14 protein-coding genes are annotated in these 16,948 nt (G+C 67.3%); 7 read left to right on the top strand and 7 right to left on the bottom strand.

Annotated features, from left to right (window positions below):
- The 6 genes from ACXDF8_RS16485 to rpmF all read right to left on the bottom strand — a co-directional run.
- Positions 1 to 489: porin MspA (locus ACXDF8_RS16485; protein ID WP_457224337.1), on the bottom strand; the 489-nt coding region annotated here is incomplete at its 3' end.
- A gap of 677 nt (positions 490 to 1,166) precedes the next feature.
- Positions 1,167 to 1,745 carry a MogA/MoaB family molybdenum cofactor biosynthesis protein gene (locus tag ACXDF8_RS16480; RefSeq protein ID WP_457224336.1) on the bottom strand — a complete coding sequence of 193 codons (579 nt, stop codon included), beginning with the start codon at positions 1,743 to 1,745 and terminating at the stop codon, positions 1,167 to 1,169.
- Positions 1,745 to 3,190, bottom strand: coding sequence for a S1C family serine protease (locus ACXDF8_RS16475; protein ID WP_457224335.1), 1,446 nt, complete (start codon positions 3,188 to 3,190; stop codon positions 1,745 to 1,747). The genes ACXDF8_RS16480 and ACXDF8_RS16475 overlap by 1 nt, the downstream gene beginning before the upstream one ends.
- Positions 3,191 to 3,253: 63 nt before the next feature.
- Positions 3,254 to 4,798, bottom strand: coding sequence for a sensor histidine kinase (locus ACXDF8_RS16470; RefSeq protein ID WP_457224334.1), 1,545 nt, complete (start codon positions 4,796 to 4,798; stop codon positions 3,254 to 3,256).
- Positions 4,798 to 5,484 carry a response regulator transcription factor gene (locus tag ACXDF8_RS16465; protein WP_457224333.1) on the bottom strand — a complete coding sequence of 229 codons (687 nt, stop codon included), beginning with the start codon at positions 5,482 to 5,484 and terminating at the stop codon, positions 4,798 to 4,800. The genes ACXDF8_RS16470 and ACXDF8_RS16465 overlap by 1 nt, the downstream gene beginning before the upstream one ends.
- An 82-nt stretch (positions 5,485 to 5,566) precedes the next feature.
- Positions 5,567 to 5,740, bottom strand: coding sequence for a 50S ribosomal protein L32 (rpmF, locus tag ACXDF8_RS16460; RefSeq protein WP_457224332.1), 174 nt, complete (start codon positions 5,738 to 5,740; stop codon positions 5,567 to 5,569).
- A gap of 218 nt (positions 5,741 to 5,958) precedes the next feature.
- Here rpmF and ACXDF8_RS16455 point away from each other — a divergent pair, with 218 nt between their 5' ends.
- From ACXDF8_RS16455 to ACXDF8_RS16425, 7 genes are all read left to right on the top strand, one after another.
- Positions 5,959 to 7,641, top strand: a complete 1,683-nt coding sequence (locus ACXDF8_RS16455) for an acyclic terpene utilization AtuA family protein (RefSeq protein ID WP_457224352.1) — start codon at positions 5,959 to 5,961, stop codon at positions 7,639 to 7,641.
- Positions 7,638 to 8,825 (top strand): acyl-CoA dehydrogenase family protein, encoded by a 1,188-nt coding sequence (locus ACXDF8_RS16450; protein ID WP_457224331.1) that lies wholly within the window; start codon positions 7,638 to 7,640, stop codon positions 8,823 to 8,825. The genes ACXDF8_RS16455 and ACXDF8_RS16450 overlap by 4 nt, the downstream gene beginning before the upstream one ends.
- 60 nt (positions 8,826 to 8,885) lie before the next feature.
- Entirely contained in the window at positions 8,886 to 10,481 is a 1,596-nt protein-coding gene (locus ACXDF8_RS16445) for an acyl-CoA carboxylase subunit beta (protein WP_457224330.1), read from the top strand.
- 6 nt (positions 10,482 to 10,487) lie between these two features.
- Positions 10,488 to 12,476 (top strand): acetyl/propionyl/methylcrotonyl-CoA carboxylase subunit alpha, encoded by a 1,989-nt coding sequence (locus ACXDF8_RS16440; protein WP_457224329.1) that lies wholly within the window; start codon positions 10,488 to 10,490, stop codon positions 12,474 to 12,476.
- Complete coding sequence (locus ACXDF8_RS16435) at positions 12,473 to 13,651, top strand: acyl-CoA dehydrogenase family protein (protein WP_457224328.1); 1,179 nt, start codon at positions 12,473 to 12,475, stop codon at positions 13,649 to 13,651. Before ACXDF8_RS16440 ends, ACXDF8_RS16435 begins: the two co-directional genes overlap by 4 nt.
- A gap of 151 nt (positions 13,652 to 13,802) precedes the next feature.
- Positions 13,803 to 14,579, top strand: coding sequence for an enoyl-CoA hydratase family protein (locus ACXDF8_RS16430; RefSeq protein ID WP_457224327.1), 777 nt, complete (start codon positions 13,803 to 13,805; stop codon positions 14,577 to 14,579).
- 64 nt (positions 14,580 to 14,643) lie between these two features.
- A complete protein-coding gene (locus tag ACXDF8_RS16425; protein WP_457224326.1) occupies positions 14,644 to 15,240 on the top strand; it encodes a DUF1707 SHOCT-like domain-containing protein in 597 nt (198 codons plus the stop codon).
- Between the two features lie 65 nt (positions 15,241 to 15,305).
- Here the strand turns inward: ACXDF8_RS16425 and ACXDF8_RS16420 are convergent, their stop codons facing one another.
- Positions 15,306 to 16,640 (bottom strand): hypothetical protein, encoded by a 1,335-nt coding sequence (locus ACXDF8_RS16420; RefSeq protein WP_457224325.1) that lies wholly within the window; start codon positions 16,638 to 16,640, stop codon positions 15,306 to 15,308.
- Positions 16,641 to 16,948 lie beyond the last annotated feature (308 nt).

Here is a 16,948-nt window from a genome sequence, read left to right as displayed (position 1 = left end):
GACGTCGACGGAGAAGGTGGCGACTTCCTGGATGCCGGGGCCGTTGCCCAGGTCGGCGCTGATCGACACACCCGGGAACAGGTTCGGGGTGATGACCGAGCCCAGCGGGTTGAAGCCCGTCGGGGAGATGTCGGCGTCGTCGAGCAGGATGTTGGGGGTGGTGTAGCTGAAGTTGATGCCCACACCCAGCGACCACGGGAAGCCGACCTGGTAGCCCAGCTCCAACGTGCCCGCGAACTCGTCGGCACCCGGGCCGACGACGCTGTAGACGGCCTTGCCGGAGTGGAACCACTCGCGAGTCAGCCGGTTGCGGTCCAGCGGGAACACCCCGTTGAGGAAGGTGTCCCACTGCTGAATCGTCATCGTGCGGCCACCGCCGTCGACCAAACTCAGCTCATTATCCAAACCTGCGTGCGAGGTACCTGTCCCGACGAACAACGCCGCGACTGCAGCGATCATCGCCACCAGTACCCGACCGATAACCTTCATGTTCTCCCTAGCTGTGTCGTCGGCGACCCCGGGGGCTACCGAATTGTGGTTCGTGCTCCGGGTCCCAACATGCTGACACCGTTCACGGCGTTGAGCAGTTCGATGAGAGTCCTCACACCCTGCTCTTACGCTTTGCTCATCGTTGACACGAGGAACATAACGGGACGGCATCCACGCGGCAACGCATAGGGTTCCGGTGCGGCGAAACGGCGCCGGCAGGGTGAAGTTTGCTGGCGACATGGGCCGGACTCACAGGAATCCGAAGGTCCCACCCGACGTCAGCGCAGCAGCGAGCCCACGACAGAGCCCGGCACGACACCAAGGACCGTGACAATCGCGCCTGGTCCAAGCGGCGACCACCGGAAGAACATCACTGGTGGTGGGGCGGAACGTTGTCTCTGAGCCACCGATCCCGGTCTGCGGCGTCGCGGCCGGCATCCGGATCGCGTTCATCGGAGGACTCCTGCGGCAACTCGGAACCGAACACCTTGTTAACTGCGATTCGGTCTTGAGGTGCGGTTCCCATCACAGCGCTCCCGAATTGTGACGAAGATCACAATCTTGATGTTTGTGCAGTTCACAGCTTGTTAACACAAGGCCTCCGACGCAGATTATGGCGCCCTTAATCGACGGTACGCCGTCAGATGCGGCGACCGGATGTGCCCGTTGGGGCTTGCTCAGATCTCGAGGCTGGAAAGCTGGCCGATCACATGGGCGGCCAGCGGGTTCAGCGTCGCCATGCCGTCGCGGACCGCATAGCGCGACCCCGCGATGTTGACGACCAGCGTGCTCCCGGAAATGCCGGCTAGACCCCGTGAGAGACCCGCGTCGGTGATCCCCGCCGACAGACCCGAAGCACGCAGAGCCTCGGCGATTCCGAGCAGTTCACGATCCAGAATGGTCCGGGTGGCCTCCGGCGTGACGTCACGTGGCGTGACACCGGTGCCGCCGACCGAAACGACCAGGTCCACGCCACCGATGACGGCTGTGTTCAACGCATTGCGGATCTCGACCTCGTCCGCGGACACCACGACCACGCCGTCCACCACGAAACCCGCCTCGGCGAGCAGCTCGGTGACCAACGGTCCGCTGTGGTCCTCCTCATCGCCGTGGGCCGTGCGGTCGTCGACGACGACGACGAGGGCACGTCCCACCAGCTCCCCTGGCTGTTCCATGGGAGTCACCGTATATCCGAGCGCCGAGATCCCGGCAGTCGCGCTGGTCAGCGTCACTGGATGTTCACCCACCACGCGCATTATTGGGCCGCCTTGCCAAGCGTGACCGAAACGGTCTGAGGCGACCCGGACGGATCGGTGTAGGTAAGGGTCACTTTGTCTCCGGGAGCGCGCGAGCGTACGGCGGCGACCAGGGCGTCGGCGCTGCCGATCACCCGGTCGTCCACCTTGGTGACCACCACACCGTTGGGCAGGCCGGCCGCCGCGGCGGCGCCGCCCTTGGTGACGTCGACGATCTTGGCGCCGTGGGTGGTCGTGTCGTTACTGACCTGCACCCCCAGCGAGGCATGCGAGGCGGTGCCGGTGCTGATCAGCTCGTCGGCGATCCGCTTGGCCTGGTCGACGGGGATGGCGAAGCCCAGGCCGATCGAGCCGCTCTGCGCATCCGGCGAGTCCCCGCCCAGCGTGGCGATCGCCGAGTTCACGCCGACCAGCTCTCCACTCATGTTCACCAAGGCGCCACCGGAGTTACCCGGATTGATCGCGGCGTCGGTCTGGATGGCGTCGAGCACGGTGTTCTGGTTGTTGACGTCGCCACCGGTAGCGACCGGGCGGTTCAGTGCGCTCACGATGCCGGTGGTGACGGTGCCCTCCAGGCCCAGCGGAGACCCGACGGCCACCACATCCTGGCCCACCCGCAGGTTGGCCGACGAGCCCAGCGTGATCGGGGTCAGGCCGGTGATGCCCTGAGCGCGGACGACAGCGATGTCACTGGCCGGATCGGTGCCGATCACGGTGAACGACGCGGTACGCCCGTCGGCGAAGGTCACCGTGGTGGTCGGGGCGCCGCCGGGCGTGGACGGACCCGTTCCGGGCGAACCGCCCGAGCCGGGTGGGAGGGTGGGCAGACCCGGCACAGCAGGCGGAGCGGCCGGTACCGGAGCGCCCGCCCCCTTGGCGGCGGCCACCACGTGGTTGTTGGTCAGGATCAGCCCGTCGGCGGACAGGATGATGCCCGAGCCTTCCTCGGACTGCCTGCCGAACTCGGTCTCGAGCTTGACGACGCTGGGCACGACCTTGGCGGCGACCTGCTCTACAGATCCGACCGGCAGGTTGGCGGCCGGGACGTTGGCCGGTCCGTTCGGATTCGGCGCACCGACGGCGGTGACCGGTTGCCGGTCGGGGTGGGCCAGCAGGACCACGGTGCCACCGATACCGGCAGACACGACGGCGATGGCCAGCGCTCCCGCCATCAGCGCGCCCGCCCGCGACCGCTTACGCGGGGGCATCGCCGCCATGGGCGGTGCCATGTTGGGGGTTGTGGGCGGGTTCCCTTGGCGCACAGCCTGATACGGGTCATAGGGGTGGCCGTACGGCGGTTGCTGCTGCTGGGTGGCATAACGCCAGTCGTAGGGCTGCTGATAGCCGGCCTGACGGGGCGGTTGGGAATACCCTGGAGCCGCATGCTGATTCGGCCCCTGGTGACCGGGTTGCTGCGGCGGCGAGTACCTCGGGTGCTCGGTCATGTCGTCAGGTCGCTCTTTCTCTCTACGAGATGCACAAAACTCTTGCCACCAGCTTGCCTTGTGCTACTGAGAATCCACTGAGATGACATCCGGCGGGTTCTCCGGTTTTCCCGTGGAATGCGGTCGATGACCGTTGGTGGCCGCTTTGCCGGAGTTGTTTTCGCTATGAGCAGAATCACTGGTGTACGGCGCGGCATCGAGTGGACGGCCCGGCAGCAGGACGAAGAACGACGTTCCCGGCGGTTGTCCCCCGGGCACGGTATCTCCGATGCGGATCATGCCGCCGTGTTTGACCACAACCTGTTTGACGATCGCCAGCCCCAGCCCAGAACCCGGCATGGCCCGCGCTGACGCTGACCGGTAGAACCGCTCGAATACCAGGCCCCGCTCCTGAGGCGGGATTCCGGGCCCCCGGTCGGACACGACCAACTCGGCGTGGGCGGCGTCGACCTGGCGAAGTAGGACGTTGACATGCGCACCGGACGGGCTCCACTTCGCGGCATTGTCGAGCAGGTTCAGCACCGCGCGCGACAATCCCGCCGGGTCGCCGTAGACCTGCCAGCCCATCACGTCGACGTCGAACTGGACGTCGTTGCGGCGGCGGCGGGCCCGCTCCAGGCTGCGATCGATGATGTCGCTCATGTCGACGGCCTCGTGCACCACGCCGCCGGCGTCCTCACGGGTCAGGTCCACCAAGTCGCCGACCAACGTGGACAGCTCTTCGATCTGTGCGATGACATCGGTTCGCAGATCGGTCATTTCGCTTTCCGGCAGCCGCGGGGCGCCGGGTTGCATCGACGCCATCAACAGTTCGACGTTGGTGCGCAACGAGGTCAGCGGGGTGCGCAGTTCGTGGCCGGCGTCGGCCACCAGCCGGGCCTGACGCTCACGGGACTCCGTAAGAGCGCGCAGCATCGTGTTGAACGTCTCGGTCAGCCGGGCCAGCTCGTCGCTGCCGAACACCGGGATGGGCCGCAGATCATCGGTGCGGGCCACCCGCTCGGCGGCCTCGGTCAGCCGGGCCACCGGCCTCAGGCCGGTGCGGGCGACCATCCCGCCGGCGATCGCGGCGATCACCACGCCGATGCCGCCGACGGCGAGCAGCACCCACTTCAGCTTGGTCATGACCGCGTTGGTGGGCGCCAGGCTCTTCGAGATCAGCAGTGAGCTGCCGTTGGGTAGATGCACCGCCAGCACCCGCTGGTTGGCCACCGTGCGGCGGGACATGAACAACTCGCCGCGGATCACCGCTTTCTCCGGCTGGCCGACGGGCAGCGTCTGGCCCTGCTGGTTAGCGGTGTAGATCGACCGGCCCGGATTGACCAGCATGGCGTTGACATCGGAGTACGCCGTGCCCTCGATTGCCTTGCCGGGGTCGGCGGCCAGCGAGCCGCTGGCGATCAACAGCTGAGCCCGGCTCTGCAGCTGGTTGTCGATGTCGGTGTAGAGCGCCGCGGAGACCACCGCGTAGACCGCGACCGCCATCAACACCACGACCAGCGCCACCATCGACATGGCCAGCAACATGACCCGCCATCGCAGGGACAGCGACGTCGTGGACTCTTCGGGCGCCCGCACACCTCGCGTGCGCCACCTCAGCGGGGACATCAGGGCGGTGTCTCACGCAGCACGTAACCCACACCTCGAACGGTGTGGATCAGCCGCGGTTCTCCTTCTGCTTCGGTCTTTCGACGTAGATAGCCGACGTACACCTCGAGCGCATTACCGGAGGTGGGAAAGTCGAAACCCCACACCTCTTCGAGGATGCGGCTGCGGGTGAGCACCCGCCGGGGATTGGCAATCAGCATTTCCAGCAGCGCGAACTCGGTGCGGGTCAGGCTGATCGCCCGCTTCCCGCGGTGCACCTCCCGGGTCACCGGGTCGAGCGTGAGGTCGGAGAACGTCATCACCGCCGAATCGGATTGCTCGTCCGGCGAGGTGCGGCGCAACAGCGCGCGCATCCGGGCCAGCAGTTCCTCCAAGGCGAACGGCTTCGGCAGATAGTCGTCAGCTCCGGCATCGAGGCCGGCCACCCGCTCGGAGACCGAATCCCGGGCGGTCAACACCAGGATGGGTAAGTCGTCGCCGGTGCTGCGCAGCTGCCGACACACCTCCAGGCCGTCCAGCCTGGGCATCATCACGTCGAGGACGACTGCATCGGGCCGTTCGTTGGCGATCGCATCGAGCGCTTCGACGCCGTCCTGGGCCAGATCGACCGAGTAGCCGTTGAACGACAGGGACCGGCGCAGGGATTCGCGCACAGCGCGATCATCATCGACGACAAGAATTCGCACGGCCACCAGTGTCAACCCAACGCCTGAGATTGGCCTGAGAGGCACGCCGCGCGAGCAGGCAATTCGCGGCAGGCGACGGGTGTCAGCGCTTGTCGAGGTCGATCAGACCGAGCCGGGCAGCCTTGAGCAACCGGCGCGGCACCTTGTGCTGGCGACCGGCGACGGAGACGTTGACCAACCCGGTGGCCTCCGTCTTCCACTGCGCGCGCCGACTGCGGGTATTCGACCGCGACATTCTGCGCTTGGGCACAGCCATGACGTACTTCTCCTTGATCAGGGGTGTCGCCGCGCAGAAAGATCTGGTGCCGGCGGCCAACAGTTGCGATTCAGGATAGCCGCTCGCCTGGTTGGGGTCCAAAACGCCCGCATTGCCGGACGCGGGGAAGCGCTGGCTCTTGACTGCCCGGGGGCGCCCCGACGTAACCTACCGGTTGGTTGGCCGTCGACGAGGAGGCAGAGTCCGTGGTCGGTACGGTGCGGATCGGCAACTGCTCGGGCTTCTACGGTGACCGCCTAGCGGCGATGCGCGAGATGCTCACCGGCGGGGAGCTGGATTACCTGACCGGGGACTACCTGGCCGAACTCACCATGCTCATCCTGGGCCGGGACAAGATGAAGGACCCCGGGCGCGGCTATGCCAGGACCTTCCTCACCCAGCTCGAGGAGTGCCTCGGCCTGGCCCATGATCGCGGGGTGCGGATCGTCGCCAACGCAGGTGGGCTCAACCCCGCCGGGCTGGCCGAGGCGGTCCGCGAACTGGCCGGCCGGCTGGGGATCGCGGTGACCGTGGCCCATGTCGAAGGCGACGACCTGCTCCCCCGCGCCGGTGACCTTGGTCTGGGCACCCCGCTGACCGCCAACGCCTATCTGGGCGCGTGGGGCATTGTCGACTGCTTGCGCGCGGGTGCCGATGTCGTCGTGACCGGCCGGGTGACCGACGCCTCGGTGGTGGCCGGACCCGCGGCGGCACACTTCGGCTGGACCCCCGACGATCACAACCGGCTCGCCGGTGCGGTGGTGGCCGGCCACGTCATCGAATGCGGCGCCCAGGCGACCGGGGGCAACTACGCCTTCTTCACCGACATCCCCGATCTCGCGCACGCCGGCTTCCCGCTGGCCGAGCTGTCCGACGACGGATCCGCGGTGATCACCAAACATCGCGGCACCGGCGGGCGGGTCAGTGTCGGCACCGTCACCGCACAGCTGCTCTACGAGATCGGCGGCGCCCGGTACGCCAATCCCGACGTCACTGCCCGGTTCGACACCATCGCCCTGGCCGACGACGGCCCCGACCGGGTGCGGATCAGCGGCGTGCGCGGCGAACCGCCGCCACCGTCGCTGAAGGTGTCATTGAACAGCATCGGCGGATTCCGCAATGCGGTGACGTTCGTGCTGACCGGGCTCGACATCGATGCCAAGGCCGATCTGGTGCGCCGCCAGCTCGAGGCGGCGCTGCGCGTCCGGCCCGCCGAACTGGGCTGGACGCTGGCCCGCACCGATCACGCCGACGCCGACACCGAGCAGGGCGCCAGCGCTCTGCTGACCTGCGTGGTGCGCGACCCCGACCCCAAGCCGGTCGGTCGCCAATTCTCCTCGGCCGCGGTGGAACTCGCCCTCGCCTCCTATCCGGGGTTCACCTCGACCGCGCCGCCGGGTGACGGGCAGGTCTACGGGGTGTTCACCGCCGGCTACGTGCCCGCCACCGAGGTGACCCACATCGCGGTGCGCCCCGACGGCAGCCGTGCCGTCATCCCGGCCGCCCACGACACTCTCGAACTCGCCGATGTCGACGCGCCGCCGCTACCCGCCCCGCTCGCGCCCGGACCGACCCGGCGGGCGCCGCTGGGAACCGTGGCAGGCGCACGCAGCGGGGACAAGGGCGGCTCGGCCAACGTCGGCGTGTGGGTGCACACTGACGAGCAGTGGCGCTGGTTGGCGCACACGCTGACCGTGGACGCCCTTCGCGAATTGTTGCCCGAAGCAAGGGAATTGCCGATCACTCGACATCTGTTTCCCGCGCTGCGCGCAGTGAACTTCGTCATCGAGGGCATCCTCGGGCAAGGCGTGGCCTACCAGGCGCGCTTCGACCCACAGGCCAAAGGCCTCGGCGAATGGTTGCGCAGCCGTCACGTCGAGATCCCGGAGGCGATCCTGTGAGCATCTGGACCAGCCCGGAACGTCAGCAACTGCGCAAGACGGTGCGGGGCTTCGCCGAACGCGAGATCCTCCCCCACGTCGACGACTGGGAGCGCGCCGGCGAACTGCCGCGCGATCTGCATCGGCGGGCCGCCGACGCCGGTCTGCTGGGCACCGAGCTGCCCGAATCGGTAGGCGGCGGTGGCGGAGACGCCGCGGACGCCCTTGTGATCTGCGAGGAACTGCACGAGGCGGGCACCCCCGGCGGGGTATTCGCGTCGCTGTTCACCTGCGGCATCGCGGTGCCGCACATGGCGGCCTCCGGTGACCGGCGGTTGATCGAGAAGTTCGTGCGCCCAACGCTTGCCGGCGAGCTGATCGGCGCACTGGCCATCACCGAGCCCGGCGGCGGATCCGACGTCGGGCACCTGCGGACCACGGCGGTGCGCGACGGGGACGACTACATCGTCAACGGCGCCAAGACCTACATCACCTCCGGTGTGCGGGCCGATTACGTCGTCACCGCGGTCCGCACCGGAGACGACACCATGCCTGGCGCCAGCGGCGTTTCGCTGCTCGTGGTCGAGAAGGGCACGCCCGGCTTCACTGTGACCCGCAGACTGGACAAGATGGGCTGGCGCTCATCGGACACCGCCGAACTGTCCTATGCCGACGTTCGGGTTCCGGCGGTCAATCTCGTCGGCACCGAGAACACCGGCTTTGCCCAGATCGCGCAGGCTTTCGTAGCCGAGCGGATCGGGCTTGCGGCCCAAGCCTATTCGTCGGCGCAGCGCTGCCTGGATCTGAGCGTGCAGTGGTGCCGGGACCGCGAAACCTTCGGCCGCCCGCTGATCTCCCGGCAGGCCGTCCAGAACACGCTCACCGAGATGGCGCGGCGCATCGACGTGGCGCGGGTGTACTCCCGCAACGTGGTCGAGCGGCAGCTGGCCGGAGCCGCTGGCCCGGCGACACCGGGACTGGGCGGCGCCACCTTGATCGCGCCGGTGTGCTTCGCCAAGAACACCGCCGTGGAAGCCGGTGAGTGGGTCGTGCACCAGGCCGTCCAACTGTTCGGAGGGATGGGATGCATGTCCGAATGTGAGGTCGAGCGCCAGTACCGAGATATGCGGATCCTGGGCATCGGCGGCGGTACCACTGAGATTCTGACCGGGCTGGCCGCCAAGGCGCTGGGATACCAGGCATGACCCCAGCAAGAAGCGGAGCGGATTGCGCATGACCCCAGCAAGAAGCGGAGCGGATTGCGCATGACTGTAGTACGCAGCACCCTGGATCCGAGCGCCCCCGCCCACCTCGAGGCGGCCGCGGCCATGTCGGCCAAGCTGGCCGAGATCGATGCGGAGCTCGCCAAGGCGCTGTCCGGCGGTGGTCCGAAGTACGTCGAGCGCCACCACGCCCGCGGCAAGATGACCGCCCGCGAACGCATCGAGTTCCTCGTCGACCCCGACTCGCCGTTCCTGGAGCTGTGTCCGCTGGCTGCCTACGGCAGCGACTTTCAGGTGGGCGCCAGCGTGGTCACCGGCATCGGTGTGGTCGAAGGCGTCGAGTGCCTGCTGGTCGCCAACGATCCCACCGTCAAGGGCGGCACCAGCAACCCGTGGACGCTGAAGAAGATCTTGCGCGCCAACCAGATCGCTCTGGAGAACCGACTGCCGGTGATCTCACTGGTGGAGTCCGGCGGTGCCGACCTACCCACCCAGAAGGAGATCTTCATCCCGGGCGGACAGATGTTCCGCGACCTGACCCGGCTCTCGGCAGCCGGGATCCCGACCATCGCATTGGTATTCGGCAACTCCACCGCCGGCGGGGCCTACATCCCCGGCATGTCCGACCACGTCGTGATGATCAAGGAACGCTCCAAGGTGTTTCTGGCCGGGCCCCCGCTGGTGAAGATGGCCACCGGCGAAGAGGCCGATGACGAATCCCTCGGCGGGGCCGAAATGCACGCTCGCGTATCGGGTTTGGCCGACTACTTCGCCGTCGACGAACTCGACGCCATCCGCATCGGCCGCCGCATCGTGTCCCGGCTGAACTGGGTCAAACAAGGCCCGCGGCCGAAGCCCGTCACGGCACCGCTGTACGACCCGGACGAACTGCTCGGCATCGTTTCTGCCGAACTGCGGATCCCGTTCGATCCTCGCGAGATCATCGCTCGCATCGTCGACGGCTCCGACTTCGACGAGTTCAAGCCGATGTACGGCTCGTCGCTGGTGACCGGATGGGCCACACTGCACGGCTATCCGCTGGGCATCCTGGCCAACGCCCGCGGTGTGTTGTTCAGCGAGGAAGCCCAGAAGGCCACCCAGTTCATCCAGCTGGCGAACCGGTCCGACACGCCGTTGTTGTTCCTGCACAACACAACCGGCTACATGGTGGGTAAGGCCTATGAGGAAGGCGGGATGATCAAGCACGGCTCGATGATGATCAACGCCGTGTCGAACTCAGGGGTGCCGCACATCTCGCTGTTGGTCGGCGCCTCCTACGGCGCCGGGCATTACGGCATGTGCGGGCGCGCCTACGATCCGCGGTTCCTGTTCGCCTGGCCCAGCGCGAAATCGGCGGTGATGGGCGGCGCGCAGCTGGCCGGCGTGCTGTCGATTGTGAACCGCGCGGCTACCGAGGCCCGCGGCGGCACCGTCGACGAACAGGCCGACGCCGCACTGCGGGCCGCCGTGGAGGCGCAGATCGAGGCCGAGTCGCTGCCGATGTTTCTGTCCGGCCGGCTCTACGACGACGGGGTGATCGATCCGCGCGACACCCGCACCGTACTCGGAATGTGTCTGTCCGCCATAGCCAGTGCGCCGATCGAGGGGACGTCGAACTTCGGCGTCTTCAGGATGTGAGCTCCCATGGTCACTCGAGTTTTGGTCGCCAATCGCGGGGAGATCGCCCGGCGGGTTTTCGCCACCTGTCGTCGGCTCGGCATCGCCACGGTGGCCGTCTACACCGATCCCGACGAGGCATCGCCCCATGTCACCGAGGCCGACGCTCGGGTGCGGCTCGACGCTTCGGGATATCTGGATGTGGCTGCGCTGATCGCCGCGGCCCGCTCGGCCGGTGCTGACGCTGTCCATCCCGGGTACGGATTCCTCTCGGAGAACGCCGAATTCGCGAGCGCCGTCATCGATGCCGGGTTGACGTGGATCGGACCACCGGTGGCGGCGGTGCGCGCCATGGGGTCCAAGATCGAGGCCAAGAAGATGATGGCGGCGGCCGGCGTGCCGGTGTTGGCCGAACTCGATCCGGCGACAGTCACCAACGCCGAGCTGCCGGTGCTTATCAAGGCGTCAGCGGGCGGCGGCGGCCGTGGCATGCGGGTGGTCACCGACCTTGCCGAGCTTTCCGCGGCCGTGGCCGCGGCCCGCCGGGAAGCGGAGTCGGCGTTCGGTGACCCGACGGTGTTCTGCGAGCGGTACCTGCCCAGCGGCCACCACGTCGAAGTGCAGGTCCTCGCCGACCAGCACGGCACCGTGTGGGCGGTCGGCGAACGGGAGTGCTCGATCCAGCGTCGCCATCAGAAGATCATCGAAGAGGCACCCTCTCCCCTCGTGGAGCGCGTACCGGGAATGCGAGACCGGCTGTTCGACGCGGCGCGGCTCGCGGCCGAGGCCATCGGCTACACCGGGGCGGGCACCGTCGAGTTCCTTGCCGATGCCTCACCTGATCGGGCTGGGCAGTTCTACTTCCTGGAAATGAACACCCGCCTGCAGGTCGAACATCCGGTTACCGAGCTCACCACGGGCCTGGACCTGGTGGAACTGCAGTTGCTGGTCGCCGACGGCGAGCGGCTCGATCCCGAGCCCCCGGCCGCTGGCGGCCATGCCATCGAGGCACGCATCTACGCCGAGGACCCCTCGCGCAGCTGGCAGCCGCAGGCCGGTCGCGTTTATCGCTTCGACATCTCGGGTGTGACAAAGGAATTCGGCCTCTTCCACGGCACAGGTGTGCGCCTCGACTCGGGCATCGTCGACGGCTCGGTGGTGTCGATCCATTACGATCCGATGCTGGCCAAGGTGATCTCCTATGCATCGACCCGCAGTCGGGCGGCGCAGGTGCTCGCCAGCGCGCTGGCCCGCGCCCGGCTGCACGGCGTCGTCACCAATCGCGACCTGCTGGTCAATGTGCTGCGCCACCGATCGTTCCTCGATGGCGCCACCGACACCGCATTCTTCGCCACCCACGGACTCGCCGAGTTGGCCCGGCCGCTAGCCGACGACCGGACGATCCGCTTCGCGGCGGTGGCGGCCGCGCTCGCCGAGGCCGCATACAACCGGGCTACGGCGGCGGTGCTCGCCGAGATCCCCAGCGGCTGGCGCAATCTGGTGTCGGGCAATCAGTACAAGACCTACCTCGACGGCACCGGGCAGGAGCACCACGTCGCCTACCGGCACACCCGAGAGGGCCTGTTGTTGCCCGACGACGACGGCGTACACCTGGTATCGGCCACCGCCAGGGAGGTAGTGCTCACCGATGCCGCCGGGGTGTCTACCGCGTTCGCCGTGTCCCGCTACGGCGCCGAGATCTTCGTCGACTCCCCGCTGGGCCCGGTGGCGCTGACCGCCGTGCCCCGGTTCCCCGAACCCGGTTCGGCCGTGGAGAAGGGTTCGCTGCTCGCACCGATGCCCGGGACGGTCATCCGCCTCGGCGCCGCGCGGGGCAACGCGGTGACAGCCGGCCAGCCGCTGGTCTGGCTGGAGGCGATGAAAATGGAACACACCATCGCCGCGCCGGCCGACGGCGTGCTGGCCGAACTCAATGTCGCCGTCGGCCAGCAGGTCGACGTAGGGACGATCCTGGCCCGGGTGGAAGATCAAAACGAAACACAAGGAGAGCTGTGACCGCCTTCAGGAGCGACAGCGGATTCATCGAGAGCGCCGAACGCCAGGAGTTGCGCAAGGCGGTCGCGGCGCTGGCCTCCAGCTATGGCCAGGAGTACTACCTGGCCAAGGCCCGCGCTGGCGAATACACCGACGAATTATGGTCTGAAGCAGGCAAACTCGGCTTCATCGGGGTGAATCTGCCCGAGGAATACGGCGGTGGTGGGGCCGGCATGTACGAGCTGTCATTGGTAATGGACGAGATGGCTGCCGGCGGTTGTTCTCTGCTGATGATGGTGGTCTCACCCGCCATCAACGGCACGATCATCAGCAAATTCGGCACCGACGACCAGAAGAAGCGCTGGCTACCCGGAATCGCCGACGGTTCGATCACCATGGCCTTCGCCATCACCGAGCCCGATGCCGGTTCCAACTCACACCGCATCACCACCACCGCACGCCGGGACGGCAGCGACTGGATCCTGTCGGGGCAGAAGGTGTACATCTCCGGCGTCGACCAGGCGCAGGCCGTGCTCGTCGTCGGTCGGACGGAAGACGCCAAGACCGGCAACCTCAAGCCCGCGCTGTTCATCGTGCCGACCGACGCACCAGCCTTCACCTTCACCAAGATCGACATGGAGATCGTCAGCCCGGAGAACCAGTTCTCCTTGTTCCTCGACGATGTCCGACTGCCCGCCGATGCGCTGGTGGGCTCGGAAGACGCCGCGATCGCGCAACTGTTCGCAGGCCTGAATCCCGAACGGATCATGGGTGCGGCCAACGCCGTCGGGGTCGGCCGTTTCGCGCTGAACAAGGCGGCCGACTACGTCAAGACCCGGCAGGTGTGGAAGACCCCGATCGGCGCTCATCAAGGTATCGCCCACCCGCTGGCACAGAACCACATCGAGCTGGAGCTGGCCCGGTTGATGATGCAGAAGGCGGCCACGCTGTACGACCACGGCGACGATCTCGGCGCCGCCGAGGCGGCCAACATGGCCAAGTACGCCGCGGGGGAGGCATCCACGCGGGCCGTCGATCAGGCCGTGCAGTCGCTCGGAGGCAACGGACTGGCCAAGGAGTACGGCGTCGCGTCGTTGCTTACCGCCTCGCGGCTGGCGCGCATCGCCCCGGTGAGCCGGGAAATGATCCTGAACTTCATCGCCCAGACCTCACTGGGCCTGCCCAGGTCGTACTGACGTGCATCCCGGCGGGCAGGAGCGAAGCGACCCGGGGAAAAATCCCGGCGGGCAGGAGCGAAGCGACCCGGGGAAAAATCCCGGCGGGCAGGAGCGAAGCGACCCGGGGAAAAATCCCGGCGGGCAGGAGCGAAGCGACCCGGGCGATGGGATGACCCTGGTCTCCTATGCCGGCCCGAATGAGATCGGCGGGCACGTCGCGCGGCTGACCCTGGATTCGCCGCATAACCGCAACGCGCTGTCCGCACGGCTGGTCGACCAACTTCAGGCCGGCCTGCGCCGGGCCGGCGCCGACCCGGCGGTGCGGGTAGTGGTACTCGGGCACACCGGCGGTACGTTCTGCGCGGGTGCCGACCTGAGCGAAGCCTCCGGCGATGACCCCTTCGAGGCCACGGCCGAACGGGCCCGTGAACTGGCGAGGGTGCTACGCAGCATCGTCGAGTCCCCGGTGCCGGTGGTGGCGGCCGTGAACGGCCACGTCCGCGCCGGTGGCCTCGGCCTGATCGGTGCGTGCGACATCGCGGTCGCAGGACCGCGCAGCACCTTTGCGCTGACCGAGGCGCGCCTCGGCGTCGCGCCGGCGATCGTCTCGCTGACTCTGTTGCCCAAGCTGTCGCCGCGCGCGGCAAGCCGCTATTACCTCACCGGGGAAACCTTCACCGCGGTGGTGGCCGCCGACATCGGACTGGTCACCGAAGCCGCCGACGACGTCGAGGCCGCGGTCGCCGCGCTGACCGCCGATCTGGGCCGCGCCTCACCGCAGGGCCTGGCGGCGTCGAAGGCGCTCACCACGGCTGCTGTCCTGGCGGGATTCGACCGTGACGCCGAATCTTTGGCGGTGGAGTCGGCGCGGCTGTTCGTCTCCGAGGAAGCGCAGGAAGGGATGGTGGCGTTCCTGCAGAAACGCCCACCTCCTTGGGTGCGATAACACCACCGTGACAGATCACCGGACGCTCTTGCGGTTGCGTTCCAGAGTCGTACCCTCATAGGCGATGAGCAACTTGACGCCAAGGGACGCCTCGACGCGGGCCGCCGACGCCGACCGTATCCAGGTCGCCCAGCTGCTCAGCGATGCCGCCGCCAAAGGCCGTCTGCCACTCGAGGAGTACGAGCGTCGACTCGCCAGAGCGTACGCCGCGCAAACTTACGAGGAACTCGATCGGCTCACCGAGGATCTGCCCGAAGCCACCGACACCGTGCATCGGCGCGGAGCGTCCAAGCCGGCGCCGAAGACGCTTCTGCTAGCCATCCTCAGCGGCTTCGAACGGCGTGGCCGGTGGAACGTCCCGGAACGGATGACAACCTTCACTCTCTTCGGTGGGGGCGTCGTCGACCTGCGCTATGCCGACTTCACGGCGGCCAACGTGGAGATTCACGCCTATTCGATCATGGGCGGCCAGACCATCCTGCTTCCCCCTGAGGTCAACGTCGCGGTCCGTGGCGTCGGCGTGATGGGCGGCTTCGATCACGACGTCGACCGCCAAGGTGCCCCCGGCGCACCGAAGGTCACCATCAAGGGCTTCGCACTGTGGGGCGGCGTCGGTGTCAAGCGCAAGAACCGCACCTCGGGCGGACCCGAACAAACCTGAGCCTGGTGAACAAAAACTTCGGCCCCTTCCGAATGGAAGGGGCCGAAGTTTTTGTTCAGCGGTTGTCAGCTGGCGCTGTCCGACGAACCCGAGCTGCTGCTGGAGGAGCTCGAGCTGGAGCCGGCCTTCGCCTTCTTCGGGCTCAGCGCATCGGAGATCTTCTTGCCCAGTTTGGCCAACGGGTTCTGCGGCTTGGTCTTCGTCGTCGAGGTCGAGGTCGAGGTCGAGGTCGAGGTCGACTTGGCGGAGCTGGCGGTACCGGTCGACTTGGTCGTGGTGCCGGTCTCGGTCGACGCCGTGTCGGTGTCGGTCGACTTGGTCGTGGTGCCGGTGTCGGTCGACGTGCTGCCGGTGTCGGTCGACTCGGTCGTGGTGCCGGTCTCGGTCGACGTGCTGCCGGTCTCGGTCGACTCGGTCGTGGTGCCGGTCTCGGTCGACGCCGTGTCGGTCGTGGTGCCGGTCTCGGTCGACGCCGTGTCGGTCGAGGTGGTGCCGGTCGACTCGGTCGTGCTGCCGGTCTCGGTCGTGGCCGAGTCCGTCGCTTCGGTGGAGGCCGACTTGACCGCGGCCGTGACGGCCGTGGTCACCGCAGCAGGCGTCAGGGCCTTCTGCACATCGGTGACGGCGGTCTTGACGGCGGACTCGATGGAGGCGGCCGCGCTGGTCAGCGAAGCCGAGGCCGAGGGCAGGCTGTCGGAGATCGAGGTGGAGATGTAGGCGAACACCGCCGAAAGCCCCGTGGAGCCGTAGTCGAACGAACCGTCCGGCGTGGCGCCGGTGAAGTACAGGCTGGCCAGGATGCCCCCGCCGACCTTGACCGGGCCGATGTCGAAGGTCGGAAGCGCTTCTGTCAGGCCAAGAATCGCCGAGTTGACCAGGTTGGGGATGCCGTAATAGAACACCGCCTGCGCGGCCTGGTAGATCGGCGAGGAGGTGCCGAAGATTTCACCGCTGGCCACGTAGAGCGCCGCCGGGAGGCCACCACCGTAGTTGGCGCCGATCTCGAAGTAGTAGTTGTCGAGGTTGAAGCTGGAGTCGAAGCTCTCCATGATGTTGTCGACGAGGTAGTAGAGGACGCCCGAATAGCCCGAGACGTAGAGGTCCTTCAGACCGGGGTAGTAGGTGTCCTCCGGCGTGTAGGTGCACTCGCCGTCGGTAACGGTGCCGCAGCCGACGTAACCGCCCCAGCCGAACCAGTAGGCGTCGTTGATGCCCTGGATGGTGATGTCGCTGATCGCGGTCAGCGCGTACTTGGCGTTGGACAGCGGCAGAGGGCTGGGTGCGCCCGCCACCGTGATGTCCTGGGTGGTCGGAAGTAAGGCCGGCGACGCGGTGACGATCGCGGCGGCACTCGCCAGTGCCACACCGGTCAAAACGAAGGGTCGAGTTCGTGACGCCATTGCTAAGTCCCCTTGCTAATGCGGGTTCGCCCAGTTCGTGACGAACTCGATGCTTTGCTGATACGAATCTTAGAAGATCCTGATAGATACTAAGGGGCTGTTTGCCCTTCAGCAAGCGGAATGGGCGAAAATTCCACCCGCCGGAATTCGCAGTTGTCACTCTCATCACGCAGGTTGGACGCCTGCCGAGTAGCCAGCTGACACCGTGGGAACCACCAGGTGAACGACAACCACCACGTGTTCGCTGTACCCGCCCTCAATCGGCGCGCTTGAGTGACCGCTCAGCGCTTTGCCGCGCTCCCGACCGA

Source organism: Mycolicibacterium sp. CBM1 (genome assembly GCF_054073305.1).
Note: the sequence above shows the minus strand (reverse complement) of the source record. Positions and strands in the feature narration are given on the sequence as shown.

Excerpts from the sequence above, each read along its gene's own strand:
- ACXDF8_RS16480 (WP_457224336.1), bottom strand. The coding sequence starts at position 1,745 with ATGCGCGTGGTGGGTGAACATCCAGTGACGCTGACCAGCGCGACTGCC.
- ACXDF8_RS16475 (WP_457224335.1), bottom strand. The coding sequence starts at position 3,190 with ATGACCGAGCACCCGAGGTACTCGCCGCCGCAGCAACCCGGTCACCAG.
- ACXDF8_RS16470 (WP_457224334.1), bottom strand. The coding sequence starts at position 4,798 with ATGTCCCCGCTGAGGTGGCGCACGCGAGGTGTGCGGGCGCCCGAAGAG.
- rpmF (WP_457224332.1), bottom strand. The coding sequence starts at position 5,740 with ATGGCTGTGCCCAAGCGCAGAATGTCGCGGTCGAATACCCGCAGTCGG.
- ACXDF8_RS16445 (WP_457224330.1), top strand. The coding sequence starts at position 8,886 with ATGACTGTAGTACGCAGCACCCTGGATCCGAGCGCCCCCGCCCACCTC.
- ACXDF8_RS16440 (WP_457224329.1), top strand. The coding sequence starts at position 10,488 with ATGGTCACTCGAGTTTTGGTCGCCAATCGCGGGGAGATCGCCCGGCGG.
- ACXDF8_RS16430 (WP_457224327.1), top strand. The coding sequence starts at position 13,803 with ATGACCCTGGTCTCCTATGCCGGCCCGAATGAGATCGGCGGGCACGTC.
- ACXDF8_RS16425 (WP_457224326.1), top strand. The coding sequence starts at position 14,644 with ATGAGCAACTTGACGCCAAGGGACGCCTCGACGCGGGCCGCCGACGCC.
- ACXDF8_RS16420 (WP_457224325.1), bottom strand. The coding sequence starts at position 16,640 with ATGGCGTCACGAACTCGACCCTTCGTTTTGACCGGTGTGGCACTGGCG.